The 16,914-nt window shown below is 69.3% G+C and carries 17 protein-coding genes; 11 read left to right on the top strand and 6 right to left on the bottom strand.

The features are described 5' to 3' along the window. The first annotated feature begins 810 nt into the window (after positions 1-810). Entirely contained in the window at positions 811-1,125 is a 315-nt protein-coding gene (locus ACZ4UU_RS07275) for a hypothetical protein (RefSeq protein WP_468037296.1), read from the top strand. 336 nt (positions 1,126-1,461) lie between these two features. Here the strand turns inward: ACZ4UU_RS07275 and ACZ4UU_RS07270 are convergent, their stop codons facing one another. Beyond that, entirely contained in the window at positions 1,462-1,593 is a 132-nt protein-coding gene (locus tag ACZ4UU_RS07270; protein WP_468037294.1) for a hypothetical protein, read from the bottom strand. A 10-nt stretch (positions 1,594-1,603) separates the two neighbouring features. On the opposite strand from ACZ4UU_RS07270, the gene ACZ4UU_RS07265 reads away from it, so the two are divergent. Continuing rightward, complete coding sequence (locus ACZ4UU_RS07265) at positions 1,604-2,089, top strand: DUF4265 domain-containing protein (RefSeq protein WP_468037292.1); 486 nt, start codon at positions 1,604-1,606, stop codon at positions 2,087-2,089. A 484-nt stretch (positions 2,090-2,573) separates the two neighbouring features. On the opposite strand, the gene ACZ4UU_RS07260 is transcribed toward ACZ4UU_RS07265, so the two are convergent. Beyond that, positions 2,574-3,164, bottom strand: a complete 591-nt coding sequence (locus tag ACZ4UU_RS07260) for a dihydrofolate reductase family protein (protein ID WP_468037290.1) — start codon at positions 3,162-3,164, stop codon at positions 2,574-2,576. Positions 3,165-3,255: 91 nt separating this feature from the next. Beyond that, complete coding sequence (locus ACZ4UU_RS07255; protein WP_468037288.1) at positions 3,256-3,645, bottom strand: VOC family protein; 390 nt, start codon at positions 3,643-3,645, stop codon at positions 3,256-3,258. A gap of 167 nt (positions 3,646-3,812) precedes the next feature. Between ACZ4UU_RS07255 and ACZ4UU_RS07250 the strand changes: the two genes are divergently transcribed. Next, positions 3,813-4,460 carry a TetR/AcrR family transcriptional regulator gene (locus ACZ4UU_RS07250; RefSeq protein WP_468037286.1) on the top strand — a complete coding sequence of 216 codons (648 nt, stop codon included), beginning with the start codon at positions 3,813-3,815 and terminating at the stop codon, positions 4,458-4,460. Positions 4,461-5,080: 620 nt separating this feature from the next. Here ACZ4UU_RS07250 and phoU read toward each other — a convergent pair. Continuing rightward, positions 5,081-5,782: a phosphate signaling complex protein PhoU gene (gene phoU / locus ACZ4UU_RS07245; RefSeq protein WP_468037284.1), complete on the bottom strand. Its 702-nt coding sequence runs from the start codon at positions 5,780-5,782 to the stop codon at positions 5,081-5,083. Between the two features lie 335 nt (positions 5,783-6,117). Here phoU and phoR point away from each other — a divergent pair, with 335 nt between their 5' ends. Together phoR and phoP are read left to right on the top strand one after the other, a co-directional pair. Then, positions 6,118-7,410: a two-component system sensor histidine kinase PhoR gene (phoR, locus tag ACZ4UU_RS07240; RefSeq protein WP_468037282.1), complete on the top strand. Its 1,293-nt coding sequence runs from the start codon at positions 6,118-6,120 to the stop codon at positions 7,408-7,410. Between the two features lie 5 nt (positions 7,411-7,415). After that, positions 7,416-8,087 (top strand): two-component system response regulator PhoP, encoded by a 672-nt coding sequence (phoP, locus tag ACZ4UU_RS07235; RefSeq protein WP_004000192.1) that lies wholly within the window; start codon positions 7,416-7,418, stop codon positions 8,085-8,087. A gap of 119 nt (positions 8,088-8,206) precedes the next feature. On the opposite strand, the gene ACZ4UU_RS07230 is transcribed toward phoP, so the two are convergent. Beyond that, a complete protein-coding gene (locus tag ACZ4UU_RS07230; protein WP_468037280.1) occupies positions 8,207-8,914 on the bottom strand; it encodes a copper chaperone PCu(A)C domain-containing protein in 708 nt (235 codons plus the stop codon). Positions 8,915-9,530: 616 nt separating this feature from the next. Here ACZ4UU_RS07230 and ACZ4UU_RS07225 point away from each other — a divergent pair. The 6 genes from ACZ4UU_RS07225 to ACZ4UU_RS07200 all read left to right on the top strand — a co-directional run bounded on the left by ACZ4UU_RS07225 (position 9,531) and on the right by ACZ4UU_RS07200 (position 15,817). Beyond that, complete coding sequence (locus tag ACZ4UU_RS07225; RefSeq protein ID WP_003953493.1) at positions 9,531-10,013, top strand: CarD family transcriptional regulator; 483 nt, start codon at positions 9,531-9,533, stop codon at positions 10,011-10,013. A gap of 269 nt (positions 10,014-10,282) precedes the next feature. Next, the gene (gene ispD, locus ACZ4UU_RS07220; protein WP_217211147.1) at positions 10,283-11,059 is read left to right on the top strand and encodes a 2-C-methyl-D-erythritol 4-phosphate cytidylyltransferase; all 777 of its coding nucleotides are present in this window, start codon (positions 10,283-10,285) and stop codon (positions 11,057-11,059) included. Next, positions 11,049-11,549 carry a 2-C-methyl-D-erythritol 2,4-cyclodiphosphate synthase gene (ispF, locus tag ACZ4UU_RS07215; protein ID WP_468037278.1) on the top strand — a complete coding sequence of 167 codons (501 nt, stop codon included), beginning with the start codon at positions 11,049-11,051 and terminating at the stop codon, positions 11,547-11,549. The genes ispD and ispF overlap by 11 nt, the downstream gene beginning before the upstream one ends. Before the next feature lie 52 nt (positions 11,550-11,601). Further along, a complete protein-coding gene (cysS, locus tag ACZ4UU_RS07210) occupies positions 11,602-12,999 on the top strand; it encodes a cysteine--tRNA ligase (RefSeq protein WP_468037276.1) in 1,398 nt (465 codons plus the stop codon). Between the two features lie 98 nt (positions 13,000-13,097). Further along, positions 13,098-14,039: a 23S rRNA (guanosine(2251)-2'-O)-methyltransferase RlmB gene (gene rlmB, locus ACZ4UU_RS07205; protein WP_468037274.1), complete on the top strand. Its 942-nt coding sequence runs from the start codon at positions 13,098-13,100 to the stop codon at positions 14,037-14,039. A 146-nt stretch (positions 14,040-14,185) separates the two neighbouring features. After that, positions 14,186-15,817 (top strand): DoxX family protein, encoded by a 1,632-nt coding sequence (locus ACZ4UU_RS07200; RefSeq protein WP_468037272.1) that lies wholly within the window; start codon positions 14,186-14,188, stop codon positions 15,815-15,817. 323 nt (positions 15,818-16,140) lie between these two features. On the opposite strand, the gene ACZ4UU_RS07195 is transcribed toward ACZ4UU_RS07200, so the two are convergent. After that, positions 16,141-16,872, bottom strand: a complete 732-nt coding sequence (locus ACZ4UU_RS07195; RefSeq protein ID WP_468037270.1) for a nucleotidyltransferase family protein — start codon at positions 16,870-16,872, stop codon at positions 16,141-16,143. Positions 16,873-16,914 lie beyond the last annotated feature (42 nt).

Below are 16,914 nucleotides of genomic sequence, written 5' to 3'. Positions count from 1 at the left end.
GGTCCTCAAGAGGCACCAACACAGTTGGAAAGCGTGCACCTGGAGGAACGCTCCCGCTGTACCGACCCGCGTGCGCCTGCACCATCTGACTTCGCTAGCCATGCTCCCTGCTCTGTGCCGGATGTGTGACGCACGCTGGTGGCCCGGACGCAAGCAAGCCAACGGGAGGGGGCACCCCGTGGGTGAGTGGAAGCAGGGAAAGTGCGGGTGGCCGACGGCAGTTGGTGGCCGCTGTCAGAACAAGACGCTGAAGGGCACGTCACGTTGCTATCTCCACCAGGGCGACTGGACGAAGCGTGGCCAGGCCGAACTGAAGAAGCGGGCGGGCAGGCGCCGTAGGAAGTGATCCGTACGCGGTCCGGGGCCTCTCAGCGGCTGGTTGGAGGGGGGTGGGGTCGAAGCTTCACGAGTTCCCGGACCATCGTGGCTCGGGGATCTCTTCTGAGCCCCCCCTTGGTCGCGCGCTCTCGTTGCCGAGACAGCAGGCCGACCCAACGCTCCGCAGCGTACGGGTAGCCGCTGACAACGCCGTGCACCACTGGCGCACCAGATAGTGCGGGGAGCAGCGGGGAATGACGGTGAAAGCCGCCCAGCCCAACGGCGTGCCGAGCCAGCCGTTTGGCCAGGTCAGCGTCCCAACGTCCCCCCAAATGCCCCAGCTTCCGAAGCTGATGTCCTGAGCACAGTCCTCGCACTGATGTCTCTGTCCTCACCGTTAACGGGGAGATCGTTCAGCGTGGTGTTGTTCTGGCACGAACCTGGGGGAGACCTCTGGCGACCCGTTCAAGGCCAGCTGAGGGAGATGGGCCCGTGACAAGGCACAACGAAGCGCAGACGCCGATGCGGACGACCGACTACGCCAAGAAGGTGCCGAGTCCTCAGCGTCTTCTCGACGTCCCTCTGGCTGAGCTTCTCGCTGAGCTGGACGTCACGTTGGAGGAGTCTTCGATCACCGACCCAAGCTTCACGGGTGCTGCTGTCGTCACCCGAGACCGCTTGATTCTTTCGATGAGAACAGGCCAACCGGACACAGAGCGCGACGTGGTTGCACGGGCCTTGTTGGGACGCGCGCTTGGCGTGCCGCTGTCGCCGTTGCCTGAGCCGTACCGGATGAGTGAGGACTGAGTCGGTCGGCTGTTTGGGCCGTCCCGGGGCCGTCCGACGCTGCTCAACAGTGGCCAATGACGACCAACGACGACCACCAGGCGCACGAGCCCACCACCCCTGACCAGCAAAAACCCAGCTCACCAAGATCCCCGACAAGACCCAGGGCAAGAAGAAGTAGGTTTTGTGATCATGCCCCCGACCTGCGCCTACGGCGCGGATCGGGGGCATTTTCACGGTCTGGGGCCCACTGTGGGCCCTCAGTGCCCCGACCCTTGAGGCCGGAGTGCCAGGCCGAGGGCCTTCCGGACACGGTCGCGGCCGCCCACTTTCGCCAGGGTGGGCTTCCAGTGGTCCTCATTCAGCGACGTGGGCCAGACGTGCCCACAGCACGGCGAACAGCACGTCACCGAGCAGCGGCAACGCCGCCGGTCCTCTGGAGGCCAGGGCTCTCGGCCACCTGCGGCCGGTGCGGGCAGAACTGTGCATCCTGAACACCATGACGAACCTCGAAGGCCCGCACGTGAAGGTGCACTTCCGGCTTGAGATCAAGGACGACTGGCCCCCGGCGTCGGTGGAGAGTCTGTGGGCGGTCGACCAAGGTGACGGCACCGCACGGCTCGACAACATCCCCTGGTTCGTCCGTGGCATTGCCTGCGGGGACATCGTGGCCACCGAGTCCGACGAGGAGGGCGTGCGATGGGCCGGCAAGGTGGTTCGGCGTTCTGAGAACTGCACCATCCGCCTTATCGTGCTCCGTGACAGCGGCTCAGGAGCCGCACGGCAGAGCGTGATCAACGCGTTCAAGGAACTCGACGTCGACGGCGAGGGCATAGAGCGGTACGGCATGGTCGCCCTGGACGTCCCGCCCACTGCCGATCTGGCCAAGGTGCAGCGGCTCCTCAAGCACGGTGTGGCCAAGGAGTGGTGGGACATGGAAGAGGGCTGCATCACCGCCGAATGGCGGGCCGCATCCGCTGGTTGACGCCGTTCATGTACCCCATGGCTGGGCCGTCCCTGGGCCGTCCGAGGCCGCTCGACAGTGGCCAATGCCGACCAACACGACCACCAGGCGCACGAGCCCACCGCCCCTGACCAGTAAAAACCCAGCTCACCAAGATCCCTGACAAGACCCGGGCGAAGAAGAAGCAGGCTGCGTGATCATGCCTCCCACCTGCGACTGAGGCGCGGCCCGGAGCCATTTGCGCGGCCTGGAAGACCACTGGGCCAGATGACCGAGCCGCAGCCGTGGGCGCGGACCACCGTGGAGTCCACGCTGACCAGCGACAGGTCGATCCGCCCTCGCCGGTCCGTCTCGGCGATCGTCCCGTCGAGCTGCTGTCTCAGCCGTTCCGGGTGCGGACCGGACCCGCCTTTCGGCTAGAACGGCTCGATCAACTTCCACTCGTCAGCCGTCAGTTCCTCGCGGGCCACGCCGTTGACCACGTGTTGTGGAAACGGTCTTGCCCTCAGCTGCGGGTGTAGGTGAGAAACGCTGCCCCGCTCTCCAGGACGACGTGGTCCGTCAGCTTCCAGGTTCGCGGATCGAAGGCGGCCGTGCGACCGAAGAGGGGGATGCCGGTGCCGATGGTCAATGGGCCCAGTTTGACGATCAGCTGGTCGATCTCGGTGTACAGGGCGCCCGCCAGTCCGCCCCCGCCGATCAGCCAGAGATCCTTGCCGTCCTCCTGCTTCAGTTCCCGTACCTTCGCCACCGGGTCGCTCGTGACCAGTTCCACGGCCGGGTCGGGGCTCTTGGCCAAGGTGGTGGAGAACACCAGGTGCCTCAGGTGCGGGTAAGCGTCGGTGATACCGGCTTGGAGGCCGATCTCATAGGATTTGCGTCCCTCGAGGACGGTGTCGAAGTGTGTGCCCTCTGCGGTGATGGACAGGGCCGCCCTCGCCGGGGCGGGCAGGGTCTCGGGGTACTCCGCGGCCAGGTGCTGCACATAGTCGCCGGGGATCGGCCAGAAGCCGTCAGGTCCTGAGGGGTCGGCGCCGTCGGGGCCGGCGATGAAGCCGTCGAGGGTGGCGGCGATGTAGTACACGAGCTTGCGCACGGAGGATTCCTTGTGGGTCGGTTGTCGGGCAGCGGCTGGTGAACGGGGCGGATCGAGCGACAAGCCCGAGATCCTTTGCGTCGGGACGGGGTCAGCCGTGTTCGGCAGCAGCCCACTCGACAAACTGGATGATCACTCCGTTGGGATCGGTGACCTGGAACAGGCGCTCCCCCCACGGCTCCTGACGCAACGGCATGGTGATCCGGACCCCGGCCTCACGCAGCCGCTCTTCCTGCTCCTGCAGGCCGGAGGCGACGGTGAAGGCCAGGATCAGACCACTGACGCGCTGCTCACGCTGCTCGGGCGGCAACACCTCGATACCGCGGGCAAGCAGGATGACGTCGACCGCGTCATCGTGAGACAGGGACACGAAGCCGTCGGCGGCCTGCCGGACGATGTAGCCCAGGTGGGTGGTGAAGAACTCTTGCGAACGGGTGACGTCGTCAACGGTCAGCGAGACGGTGGAGGCGGTGAACTGCACGGGACTCCCTGGATGCGGTGGGGACGGGCTCAGTGGCCACAAGGCGGGGACCACGCATGGGCGTGCCCGCTCCGCCATCTGATCGACGTAAACTTGCAACGGTCGTAAACTTATCCTGAGCCACCCCTAGTGTCAACATAAAAATGCTACGGGAGTAAGATTGCGCCATGGCTACCCAGATGCCGGCCCCCGGGGCCGGACTTCGCGAGACGAAGAAGCAGGAGACCCGGCAGCTCATCTCCGACCACGCGACACGGCTGTTCATCGACCAGGGCTTCGAGCAGACGACCATCGCCGAGATCGCCGCCGCCGCCCGCGTCGCCAAGAAGACGGTCACCAACTACTTCCCCCGCAAGGAAGACCTGGCACTGGACCATCAGGAGCAGTTCGCCGTCTCGCTGGCCCGAGCCGTAGACGCTCGACACCCGGGGGAACCAGCGCTGGCCGCGCTGCGCCGTGCCTTCGCCGACTCCGTCGCCTCCCAGGACCCGGTCGCCGGGTTCTCCGGCCAGGAGTTCGCCCGCATGATCGCCGACAGCCCCACCTTGAGCACCTGTGTGCGCGGCCTGCACGACCAGCGCGCACACCACCTGGCTCAGGCGCTTGCCGAGGCCACCGGGGCCCAACCCGACGACATCACCGTCCGGGCCGTCGCCGAACTGCTGGGCACCGTTCACCGCATGCTGTTCCAGCGCATCCAGGAGCTCACTCTCGCCGGACACCCCAACAACCGGATCGCCCAGACCATCACCACCGAAGCCGCCCAAGTCTTCGGCCTGCTGGAACCCGCCCTGTCCGACTACGCCACCGCCTAGGACGGCGTAGACGCCTATCACCGCTGGGTGGGTGCGGCTCCCATCCGCGGGCGGGTCCTGACAGTTGCTCTCATACTCGCGGCAACCAGCCAAGGCGAAACCCAGAAGCGCGGCCGACGCTGGCAGGTCTCGCGACCGCGACTCCAGCGGCCGCCACTGACAACGGCCTGTCCATCAGGGCCCAGGGAGCGTCAGCGGACGGCGCCGGACCGTCTTCCGGCTCCTTCCACACGGCGTTGCGCCGACCACAGCAAAGGGCTCCGGTGCATCCACCGCACCGGAGCCCTCACCGTCGAGCCTCACCGTCGTACGAGAGTCCTCACCCGCACTGGCAGGGATTCCCCGACTGGCAACCGCACCCGCACCCCGAGCCGCAGCCGCAGGCGCCGAAGAGCGGGAGGCTCCTGATGTCGGCGGGCTGCTCGGACGGGCGTTCCTGGGTGGGGTCGGGGGTGGTACCGGGGGTGTTGGGGGATTCGGCCATGGATCCTCCTCGAGGCTGGAGCCTGTGCCCATTCCATGCCCGCCCCCCCTGGGCGCATCAACGGCGCACAGAGGCTTGCGCACGCCCCGAACAAGCCCCGACCCGCCGGAGACCTGAGCCCCGACGCGCTCGCGGCCTAGGCCCCTTCCACCCCTGCCGCCGACTGGATCTCCGGCTGGATGTCCGTCTGCAGCTCGTCCGCGTGCTCACCCGTCACCAGGAACACCACACGCTTGGCCACGGCCACCGCGTGGTCGGCGTAGCGCTCGTAGTAGCGGCCGAGCAGCGTCACGTCGACCGCCGTCTCGATGCCGTGCTTCCAGCGCTCGTCCAGCAGGTGCTGGAAGAGGGTGCGGTGCAGCAGGTCCATCGCGTCGTCGTCCTGCTCCAGCTGGAGCGCGAGGTCGACGTCCTTGGTGACGATCACCTCGGCCGCCTTCGCCATCAGACGCTGCGCGAGCTGGCCCATCTCCAGGATGGTGGCGTGCAGGTCCTGGGGGATCGCCCGCGCCGGGTAGCGCAGCCGGGTGAGCTTGGCCACGTGCTGGGCCAGGTCGCCCGAGCGCTCCAGGTCAGCCGACATACGCAGCGACGTGACGACGATACGGAGGTCGGTCGCCACCGGCTGCTGGCGCGCCAGCAGGGCTATGGCCCGGGCCTCCAGGTCGTGCTGGAGGTCGTCGACCTTCTGGTCGGCCTCGATCACGCTTTCGGCCAGCTTCAGGTCGGAGTCGAGGATCGCCGTCGTGGCGCGCCCGATCGCCGACCCGACCAGCCGGGCCATCTCCACCAGACCGTCGCCGATCGAGTCCAGTTCCTCGTGGTACGCGTCCCGCATCAGGGTCCCTCTCTTACGTCTGCCTCGGGGGTTCCGGGCCAGGAGACAGTCCTACCGTCCTACTGTCCGGCCTGCTCCGGAAAGTCTTACCGTCCGGACCTCCGACAGTAAGACCGTCGTGAAAACGACAGTAGGACTGTCGTGAAACCGCCAGTGTGATCCCACGCCAAACCACCCGCGCGAACCCCACACGTCCACTGTTCGGGCTCTACGCGTCCGTTTCCGCCACCCCAAATGAACCACCACTGGCTCCAAGGTGAACTCTGGGCGACGAGTGTTCGAGCTCGCACTCCGACGGCTGTGGCCACTGCCTGCGCCATGCCTAACCTGGGTGCATGGACGTGAACGCGGCGGTCGCCGCAGCGGCAGCGATAGCCGGGGTGCTCACCGGCGTCATCGCCATGCTGGCGTTCCGCTGGAGCGAACGCGACCTGAAGCGACCCACCCGGACCTCCCTGCACACCGACCCCGTCCTGCCGCCCGGCGTGGACACGGTCCTGTCGGTGCTGCGCTCCTCCGCCGTCGTCCTCGACGAGGGGGACGGCGTGGTCAAGGCCAGCTCGGCGGCGTACGCCCTCGGTCTGGTGCGCGGGGGCAAGCTCTCCGTGGAGCCCATGCTCCAGATGGCCCGGGACACGAGACGGGACGGCGAGATAAGGCAGGTCGAGCTGGATCTGCCGCGGCGCGGTACCGGACGCGGCGATGCCCTCGCCGTGTCCGCGCGCGTAGCGCCCCTCGGCTCCCGCCTCGTCCTCCTCCTTGTCGAGGACCTCACCGAGGCCCGGCGCATAGAGGCGGTGCGGCGTGACTTCGTCGCCAACGTCAGCCATGAGCTGAAGACGCCGGTCGGCGCGCTCTCCCTCCTCTCCGAGGCCGTCATGGACGCCTCCGACGACCCGGAGGCCGTACAACGCTTCGCCGGCCGGATGCAGATCGAGGCGACCCGGCTGACCAGCCTGGTGCAGGAGCTCATCGACCTCTCCCGGGTGCAGAACGACGACCCGCTGGAGGACGCCGAGCCCGTCCGGGTCGACGAGCTCGTCGCCGAGGCCATGGACCGCTGCCGGCACGCCGCCGGCACGAAGCAGATCACCATGGCGGCGGGGGGCACCAGCGACGACCTCAGCATCTGGGGCAACCGCGGCCAGCTCGCCGCCGCGCTCGGCAACCTCGTCGAGAACGCCGTCAACTACTCGCCCGCCCGCACCCGCGTCGGCATCGCCGCGCGCCGGGTCAGCGCCCCGGGCGGAGACCTCATCGAGATCGCCGTGACCGACCAGGGCATCGGTATCTCGGACAAGGACAAGGAGCGCATCTTCGAGCGCTTCTACCGCGTCGACCCGGCCCGTTCCCGTGCCACCGGTGGCACGGGCCTCGGTCTCGCGATCGTCAAGCACGTGGCCGCCTCGCACAGCGGGGAGGTCACGGTGTGGAGCTCCGAGGGACAGGGCTCCACGTTCACCCTGCGGCTGCCGGAGGCGGGCGCGGCCCGTGACCGCGCACAGCAGGACCCCGATCTCGACGACGAGGCCGGACGGTCCGCCGCATCGAGTTCCCGCAGATCCCCCGATTCACCCCCTGACTCAACCGCGTACGAAACGCTTTCCGCCCCGGAGGTCCTTCCGTGACCCGTGTGCTCGTCGTCGAGGACGAGGAGTCCTTCTCCGACGCCCTGTCGTACATGCTCCGCAAGGAGGGCTTCGAGGTCGCCGTCGCGACCACCGGGCCCGACGGACTCGACGAGTTCGAGCGCAACGGCGCCGACCTCGTCCTCCTCGACCTGATGCTGCCCGGCCTGCCGGGCACCGAGGTCTGCCGCCAGCTGCGCGGCCGCTCGAACGTCCCGGTGATCATGGTCACCGCCAAGGACAGCGAGATCGACAAGGTGGTCGGCCTGGAAATAGGAGCCGACGACTACGTCACCAAGCCGTTCTCCTCGCGCGAGCTGGTCGCCCGTATCCGGGCCGTCCTGCGCCGCCGCGGCGAGCCGGAGGAGGTGACCCCGGCCGCCCTGGAGGCGGGCCCGGTCCGCATGGACGTCGACCGTCACGTCGTCACGGTCTCCGGCTCCAAGGTGGACCTCCCCCTCAAGGAGTTCGACCTCCTGGAGATGCTCCTGCGCAACGCCGGCCGCGTCCTGACCCGCATGCAGCTCATCGACCGTGTCTGGGGCGCCGACTACGTGGGCGACACCAAGACCCTGGACGTCCACGTCAAGCGCCTGCGCGCCAAGATCGAGCCGGACCCGGGTGCGCCCAGATACCTGGTGACGGTGCGCGGCCTGGGCTACAAGTTCGAGCCGTAAACCGCGGACGCAAGAGGCGAGCCGCAAGGCGCCAGACGTACGGCGTACGAAAGGGCGGGGCCCCGGATCTCCCGGGGCCCCGCCCTTTTCTACGGCTGTGCAGGCGCCGTACGACCGGCTCAGTGACCGGCGGCCGACTGCGAGGCGCTGTCGGACGGGGTCGCCGCGCCCGCGCCCGAGCCGGTACCGGCCTCGGTGCCGGCGCCCGGCGTCTCGCCGGCGGAGGCCGAACCGGTCGGGGTGGCCTCGGTGCCGCCGGCCGGGGTGCCGGTCGGCGAACCGCTCGGGGAGGCCGACGTGCCCGGCGCCGCCGGGACCTCGCTCGGGCCCCAGCTCTCGAAGTAGTGCTCGGCCGGCACGACGAAGGCGCGCAGGCTCACGTCACCGGTCTTGCTGAAGGTGAAGGTGATCTTCTGGGCGTTGCCGTCCTGGATGGCCTCACGGCTGCTGGGCAGCGTCGCGGAGGCGTTGCCCTTGCCGCCGATGATCAGCGAACCGCCGGCCGGGATGGTGAGGCTGCCGCCCTTGGCGGGCTTGAGCTCGGCGCTCTTGTCGGTGCCGTCCACCTTGATCGATTCCAGCGTCTGCGCGGTACGGCCGGAGTTGAACAGGGTCGCGGAGACCGCGGCGGGGCCGGTCGACTCCAGGTCGGGCTGGGTGATGACGATGGCGTTCTGGATCTTGATGTCGCCCACGGTGGTCGCCGCGTTGTCCGGCTTGATCTCCAGCGTCTGGCTGTTGTTGCCGGCGGCGCACGCACCGAGCGACGTGATCGAGAACGCGATGGCGGCCGCGGCGAGGGCGCCGCGTCGAAGGCTGCTGCTCACGGCGGCGGCAACTCCTTGACTCGAACGGGGCGGGCTGCATAAAGCCGCCCTAAGTGTCTGTCAGCGGCCTTAGGTTACCGAGCCGTTCCTGCGCGACCGCACCCGACCCTCCCCTGGGCGCCCAAGTGCCGTCGAAGTACCTCTTCCACCACCCGTCCCTTCACCCACAGGTGGCCTGGGAGTCACATTGCCCGGGGGCTCGTCCGCCATTCACATAAGCCCCCTCGCAACACCCCCCGCAAAATTTCCGTGAAGGAATGCGCGACCTTCCCGAAATTGATCACCGACGGTGCCCCCGACCTGGCTGTGATCAATTCCGGAATCGTCCGGGAGCCGACTCCGGGACGCCGAACGGAGTAGCGAAAGTCGCACACTCGGAACCGGACATATGTGTACGTTCGGCTACTCGGAGGTGCCTCCGGATGCGTGTAACGTACGCGTTTCACCTCGCCCGTAGAGCCGCTCCGACCTGCGAATACCTTCTTCCGCTCGGCCCGCGAAGCACGTCGGTGTTGGACTTGTCAAGCCCCGAGATATGCCCTGACCTGCGAAAACGCCATTCAGAACCCGCAGTTTCCGTGTTACCCTGGATAGCCACGGAAGGGGTACCTGTCACATGACGTTCAAGGTTGGCGACACCGTGGTCTATCCCCATCACGGGGCCGCGCTGATCGAGGCCATCGAAACTCGCCAGATCAAAGGCGTGGACAAGACCTACTTGGTGCTGAAGGTCGCCCAGGGTGACCTGACGGTACGTGTGCCAGCGGACAATGCGGAGTTCGTCGGCGTGCGTGATGTGGTCGGTCAGGACGGGCTGGACCGGGTCTTCGAGGTGCTGCGTGCGCCGTATGCCGAGGAGCCCACGAACTGGTCGCGTCGTTACAAGGCAAATCTGGAGAAGCTCGCCTCCGGCGATGTCATCAAGGTCGCGGAAGTCGTGCGTGACCTGTGGCGTCGTGAGCGGGAGCGTGGACTCTCCGCCGGCGAGAAGCGCATGCTCGCCAAGGCCCGCCAGATTCTGGTGAGCGAGCTCGCCCTCGCGGAGAACACGAACGAGGACAAGGCCGAGGCCCTGCTCGACGAGGTCCTCGCGTCCTGACGCGGTCCGTCCGCCTCAGTTCAGCACACGCTGCTGTGTTGCTTTAAAAAGTGCCGCGGTGCCCGATGACGTTATTGCTGTCGCCGGGCGCTGCGGCATGTTCGTTTGACGACGCAGTGCGGCCATCTCGGGGGCGCCCCCGATACTTGATGTGCCGGGTCCGGGCAGCTGGCTCGACCGTTGTCACGGAAGGGTTCGGTCAAGCCGTCCCGCCCGGCACGCTGAGGCCATACCCACGTAGGCAGAGCACACAAACCTGACAGGAACCGATGTCTGACGTTTCGCGTCCTTCGCCCACGGGTGTCCCCTCCGAAGGTCGTACCGGGGCCCGTACCGCCGTTGTGATTCCGGCCGCCGGACGGGGCGTACGCCTCGGTCCCGGCGCCCCCAAGGCGCTCCGCGCGCTGAACGGCACGCCCATGCTCATCCACGCCGTCCGCGCGATGGCCGCCTCCCGTGCCGTCTCCCTCGTGGTCGTCGTGGCCCCGCCCGACGGCGCCGCCGAGGTCAAGAGCCTGCTCGACGCGCACGCGCTGCCCGAGCGCACCGACTTCCTGGTCGTCCCCGGCGGCGAGACCCGCCAGGAGTCCGTGAAGCTCGGCCTGGACGCGCTGCCGCCGGACCACGACATCGTGCTGGTGCACGACGCGGCGCGCCCCCTGGTCCCGGTGGACACGGTGGACGCGGTGATCGAGGCCGTACGGGATGGAGCGCCGGCCGTGGTGCCCGCGCTGCCGCTCGCCGACACCGTCAAGGAGGTCGAGCCGGCCACCGTCACGGGCGAGCCCGAACCGGTGGTCGCCACGCCGCGGCGCGCCCGCCTCCGCGCCGTTCAGACCCCGCAGGGTTTCGACCGCGCCACGCTGATCCGCGCCCACGAGACGGTGACCGGCGACGTCACCGACGACGCGAGCATGGTCGAGCAGCTCGGCCTGACCGTCGTGGTCGTGCCCGGCCACGAGGAGGCCTTCAAGGTCACCCGCCCGCTGGACCTGGTGCTGGCCGAGGCGGTCCTGGCGCGCCGGAGGCTGAACGATGGCTTCTGAGCAGCTTCCGGTGCTGCCCCAGGTCGGCATCGGCACCGACATCCACGCCTTCGAGGAGGGCCGCGAGCTGTGGTGCGCGGGCCTGAAGTGGGAGGGCGAGGGTCCCGGCCTGGCAGGCCACTCCGACGCGGACGTCGTCGCTCATGCCGCCTGCAACGCGCTCTTCTCGGCCGCCGGCCTCGGCGACCTGGGTCAGCACTTCGGCACGGGACGACCCGAGTGGTCGGGCGCGTCCGGCGTCGCACTCCTCACGGAGGCGGCCCGCATCGTCCGCGAGGCCGGCTTCCGGATCGGCAACATCGCGGTGCAGGTGGTCGGCCCCCGCCCGAAGATCGGCAAACGGCGCGACGAGGCGCAGAAGATCCTGTCGGAGGCGGCGGGAGCACCGGTGTCGGTGTCGGGCGCGACGACGGACGGACTGGGGTTCCCCGGAAGGGATGAAGGTCTGATGGCCGTGGCCACGGCGCTCGTGGTGCGGACCGCGAGCTGACTGTTGTCCACAACCGTCCGAGGCACTGGGCATCGCCGACTACCCTGGACCCGTGACTATTCGCCTGTACGACACCAGCGCCCGGCAGATCCGTGACTTCACCCCGCTCGCGCCGGGCTGTGTCTCGATCTACCTCTGTGGCGCCACCGTGCAGGCCGCGCCGCACATCGGGCACATCCGCTCGGGACTGAACTTCGACATCATGCGCCGCTGGTTCGCGTACCGCGGCTATGACGTGACGTTCATCAGGAACGTCACGGACATCGACGACAAGATCATCGCCAAGTCCGCCGACCAGAACCGCCCCTGGTGGTCGATCGGCTACGAGAACGAGCGTGCCTTCACCGACGGCTACACCGCCCTCGGCTGCCTCCCGCCGACGTACGAGCCCCGCGCCACCGGCCATGTCACCGAGATGGTCGAGATGATGCGCGGCCTCATCGAGCGCGGACATGCCTACGAGGCGGACGGCAGCGTCTACTTCGACGTCCGTTCCTGGCCCTCCTACCTGGAGCTGTCCCGGCAGGACCTCGACGAGATGCGGCAGCCCGCCGAGGAGGGCATCTCCGGCAAGCGGGACCCGCGCGACTTCGCGATGTGGAAGGCCGCGAAGCCGGGTGAGCCCGACTGGGAGACGCCGTGGGGACGCGGGCGCCCCGGCTGGCACCTGGAGTGCTCGGCGATGGCCCACAAGTACCTGGGCTCCGCCTTCGACATCCACGGCGGCGGCCTCGACCTGGTCTTCCCGCACCACGAGAACGAGATCGCCCAGGCCAAGGCCTACGGCGACGAGTTCGCCCGGTACTGGGTGCACAACGCCTGGGTCACCATGAGCGGCGAGAAGATGTCGAAGTCGCTCGGCAACAGCGTGCTCGTGTCCGAGATGGTCAAGCAGTGGCGCCCGATCGTCCTGCGCTACTACCTGGGCACCCCGCACTACCGCTCCACCATCGAGTACAGCGAAGACGCCCTGCGCGAGGCCGAGTCGGCGTTCGCGCGCATCGAGGGCTTCGTACAGCGCGTGGTGGAGAAGGCCGGTGCCGTCGAGCCGTCCGCCGAGGTGCCGCTGGCCTTCGCCGAGGCGATGGACGACGACCTGGGCGTCCCGCAGGCGCTCGCCATCGTGCACACCACGGTCCGCCAGGGCAACTCCGCCCTGGCCGCCGACGACAAGGAGGCCGCCGTGGCCCGCCTCGCCGAGGTGCGCGCCATGCTCGGCGTCCTCGGCCTGGACCCGCTCGACCCGCACTGGGCCGGCGAGACCGACCGCGGCGAGGATCTGCACGGCGTCGTAGACACCCTGGTCCGCATGGTCCTCGACCAGCGCGAGGCGGCGCGCTCCCGCAAGGACTGGGCCACCGCGGACGCGATCCGGGACCAGCTCAACCAGTCCGGCCTGGTCATCGAGGACAGCCCACAGGGCCCGCGCTGGACCCTCGGCCCACGCTGACCGACCCGGCCCTCCGGAAGATCGATTGTGCCGCCCGGCCCTCCGGGCGGCACACTGCATAGACGTACATTCGAACGCTCACGACAGACAGGTAGGTCATGGCCGCGAACAACCGCCGCATGTCCGGCAAGAAGGGCGCGCAGGTCGGCAGTGGCGGCCAGCGACGCAAGGGTCTCGAAGGCAAGGGCCCGACGCCGCCCGCCGAGATGCGCAAGGGACACAAGAAGAACCGCATCGCGGGCGCCAAGGCGAAGCAGGCCGTACGCCGTCCCGCACCGCGCGGCCGCGGCGGCAAGGGCACGTCCGAGCTGGTGGTCGGCCGTAACCCGGTGGTCGAGGCCCTCCGCGAGGGCGTGCCCGCGTCGACGCTGTACGTCCAGCAGTTCATCGACAACGACGAGCGCGTCCGTGAGGCCCTCCAGCTCGCCGCCGACCGCGGCGGCATCAACCTCATGGAGGCTCCGCGCCCCGAGCTGGACCGCATGACCAACGGCCTGAACCACCAGGGCCTGGTCCTCCAGGTCCCGCCCTACGAGTACGCCCACCCCGAGGACCTCGCCGCCGCCGCATACGACGAGGGCACCGACCCGCTGATCGTCGCCCTGGACGGCGTGACCGACCCGCGCAACCTCGGTGCCGTGGTCCGCTCGGTCTCCGCCTTCGGCGGCCACGGCGTCGTCGTCCCGGAGCGGCGCGCGGCGGGCATGACGGCCGGAGCCTGGAAGACGTCCGCCGGTACGGCGGCCCGCACCCCGGTGGCCCGCGCGACGAACCTGACCAGGGCGCTGGAGTCGTACAAGAAGGCGGGCCTCGTGGTCGTCGGCCTGGCCGCCGACGGCGAGGCCGAACTCGGTGACCTTCAGGCCCTGGAGGGCCCGGTGGTGATCGTGGTCGGCAGCGAGGGCAAGGGTCTGTCCCGCCTGGTCGGCGAGACGTGCGACTTCCGCGTACGCATCCCGATGCCGGGCGGCGCGGAGTCGCTCAACGCCGGTGTGGCGGCGGGCATCGTCCTCTACGAGGCGGCCCGCCGACGCGTCTGATCAGCCGCCTGAACAGACATCCGTGGCGTCACCCGTGCGGGTTAATTCTGGTGACAGTGGTGCGACCTGCGCATCCTTGACGCGGTCCGGACAGATCGGACCGGTCAAGGCAGTGTCCAAACCACACGTCACTCGGTTAGTTGAGTGTGGACACCAGAACACCCCGCACACCCACGGGGGACCGCTCGTCGGGATACGACGACGCTCCCGCGCTGAGCATGGTGAAGGTGCCGAGCGATCCGGCGCAGGTCATCGTCAATCACGCGAGTTTCCGCGTGTTGTTGGGCGCGTCGACCGGGCGTAGCAAATCCCCGCGGATCACACGGCACTTGAGCGCCACCGAGGACACCGCCCGTATCCCCGTAGTCAACGCGACCGGCAGAGCGGGGGCGGCCACCGGCGCCCGCCGCCGGGTCGCCGTCTGGAACGGCACGTCCGCGCCCGACGACACGGGCGCCCACCGCCTCCTCCAGGCGGTCCGGGACGGCAGTGTCCGCCACGGCGACGAACCGCTCCCCGGTGGCGGGGGCACCCAGGTCATCCCGCGAGTCGACGTCGGCGGCGGCTACGACGGGGGCTACGACGACGTTCTGGAGCAGACCGTCGAGACGCCGATCGTGGGCGCACAGCGCACCCACGAGTCGCTCGAGGCGCGGCTGCTCCCGAACATGCGCACGGTCGAGAGCGCGTACGACGAGGAACTCACCTACGACGGCGAGGGTTTCGCAGACGAGACCCAGGGCCCGGACGAGCCCGACATCCCGCTCAGGCGATCCGGCGACGACCCGGCGCGGCACGCCTACTACCCGGGCCGCCGCATGAACCTCGGCGTCGTGCTCCTCCCCCTCCGGGTCTTCCTCGGCTTCATCTCCATCTACGCCGGCATGGGCAAGCTGTGCGACCCCGTCTACTTCGACGGCGGCAAGCGCGGCTCGATGGTGAAGTGGCTGAACACGCTGCACCCCTGGGAAGTGGCCGAACCCCTCCGCCAGTTCGCCCTCGAGCACCCGGTCGGATCCGGTCTGGTCATCGCGTTCTTCCAGGTCATCGTCGGCGTTCTGACGGTCCTGGGCTGCTGGCAGCGAGTGGCCGCGGTGGTCGGTGCCCTGCTCTCCGCCGCGCTCCTGGTCACCGTCAGCTGGAAGAGCGTCCCGGTCTACGACGCCCCCGACATCATCTACCTCGCCGCCTGGTCCCCGCTGGTCATCGCCGGCGCGCCCGTCTACTCGATCGACGGCCGCTTGGCGGGCATGGCCTGGCGCCGGCTCGGCCCGCGCTCCGACATCTGGGAGCTGCGTCAGTACGTCCTGCGCCGTGGCGCCCTGGTCACCGCGATCGTCATCGGGCTGACCCTGCTGATCGGTTCACTGCTCGGCGGTGCGGTCCGCGATGCCGACCGCGTGGTCGTGCCCGGACCTGGAGAGGCTCCCCGCAACGAGCTGCCGGGCTCGCCGCTCCCGCAGGAGCCCGGTCAGCGGCACCGGAAGACGCCGTCGGCCTCCAACTCGCCCACGCAGGGTGCCACGTCGGGGGCGGCAACCCCGTCGGGGGCCGCTACGACGCCGGGGGCCACGAGTGAGGCTGGTACCGGGGGTGCCGGTACGCCGAGCCAGACGCAGGGGACGGCCGGGCAGGCTCCGCCCCAGCAGTCGACGCCGGCCGACGAGGTGCCCAGCACCAGTACCGGTCCGACCTCCGGGGGCCCGTCCTCCGGTGGCGGCTCAACGGGCGGCTCGTCCCCCGACGAACCGGGCCTGGTAGGCGGCCTACTGGGCTGACCGCCCCCTGCATCGCCGATGGGCCCCGGAAACCCCCTCCGGGGCCCATCGCCGTACCCTGGCCCTTTCCTCGCCGCCGCCGCCGCCCCTACCCGTCCCATCCCCCAGGGGCTCCGCCCCTTCGACCCCGCCAGGGGGCTGCCGCCCCCTGGACCCCCGCTATCGGCCCTCCGGGCCTCGTCCTCAAACGCCGGACGGGCTGGGGGTGGGTGGGTGGGGGCTGGGGGTGGCCTCGTCCTCGACGGCCCCGGCCCACCAACCCACCGAACCGCGCTGCGCGAACGGCCACCGGACAGCCACCGGCCGCCGCAGGCACCCCCCGCTCACCTACCCAGCGCGGCCAGTTCCTTCGCCGCCTCCGTGAGGTCCTTCGCCGTGTCGATGGCTCGCCAGTACGCGCCCTGGGGGATGGGGAACCCGGCCAGGCGGCGTTCGCGTGCCAGGTGGGGGAACGTGGTGCGTTCGTGGTCGCCCCGGGCGGGGAGCAGGTCCGCGAAGGCGGACGAGAAGACGTAGACACCGGCGTTGATCTCGAACGTCGACGGCGGTGCCTCGATGAAGTCGGTGATGTGCCCGAAGCCGTCGGTTTTCACCGCGCCCCACGGAATGCGCGGCCGCGCAAGCGCGAGCGTGGCGACCGCGTCGCGCTCCGTGTGGAAGTCCGCCATGTCGCGCAGCGAGAAACGGGTCCAGATGTCCCCGTTGGTGGCGTACCAGGGCTGATCCGGATGCGGAAGATGTGCGGCCGCGTACTTCAGGCCACCACCGCGCCCGAGCGGCTCCGCCTCGACGACCGTCGTCACACGGACCGGCAGCTCGGCCGACTTCAGCCAGTCCTGCAGCACCTCGGCGAGATGCCCGCAGCTGACCACGACGTCCGTCACGCCCTCCTCGGCCAGCCAAACGAGCTGGTGGCCGATGATCGGAGTCCCCGTGCCGGGGATCTCGACCATCGGCTTGGGCCGGTCGTCGGTGTACGGGCGGAGTCTGGACCCCTGGCCCCCGGCCAGGACGACGGCTTGAACGGGGCGGGACGCGGCGTTCGGATCAGTCATGACCGAACTGTACGCGGCGCCCCGCTCGCGGCATCGGGCCGA

The organism is Streptomyces sp. NPDC028907 (genome assembly GCF_055564995.1).
The sequence above is the reverse complement of the archived record's forward strand: the minus strand, read 5'-3'. Positions and strand labels throughout refer to the sequence as shown.

Coding starts and splice junctions, on each gene's coding strand:
- ACZ4UU_RS07270 (WP_468037294.1), bottom strand. CDS start 1,593: ATGCACAGTTCTGCCCGCACCGGCCGCAGGTGGCCGAGAGCCCTGGCC.
- ACZ4UU_RS07265 (WP_468037292.1), top strand. CDS start 1,604: ATGACGAACCTCGAAGGCCCGCACGTGAAGGTGCACTTCCGGCTTGAG.
- ACZ4UU_RS07250 (WP_468037286.1), top strand. CDS start 3,813: ATGGCTACCCAGATGCCGGCCCCCGGGGCCGGACTTCGCGAGACGAAG.
- phoU (WP_468037284.1), bottom strand. CDS start 5,782: ATGCGGGACGCGTACCACGAGGAACTGGACTCGATCGGCGACGGTCTG.
- phoR (WP_468037282.1), top strand. CDS start 6,118: ATGGACGTGAACGCGGCGGTCGCCGCAGCGGCAGCGATAGCCGGGGTG.
- ACZ4UU_RS07225 (WP_003953493.1), top strand. CDS start 9,531: ATGACGTTCAAGGTTGGCGACACCGTGGTCTATCCCCATCACGGGGCC.
- ispD (WP_217211147.1), top strand. CDS start 10,283: ATGTCTGACGTTTCGCGTCCTTCGCCCACGGGTGTCCCCTCCGAAGGT.
- ispF (WP_468037278.1), top strand. CDS start 11,049: ATGGCTTCTGAGCAGCTTCCGGTGCTGCCCCAGGTCGGCATCGGCACC.
- rlmB (WP_468037274.1), top strand. CDS start 13,098: ATGGCCGCGAACAACCGCCGCATGTCCGGCAAGAAGGGCGCGCAGGTC.
- ACZ4UU_RS07195 (WP_468037270.1), bottom strand. CDS start 16,872: ATGACTGATCCGAACGCCGCGTCCCGCCCCGTTCAAGCCGTCGTCCTG.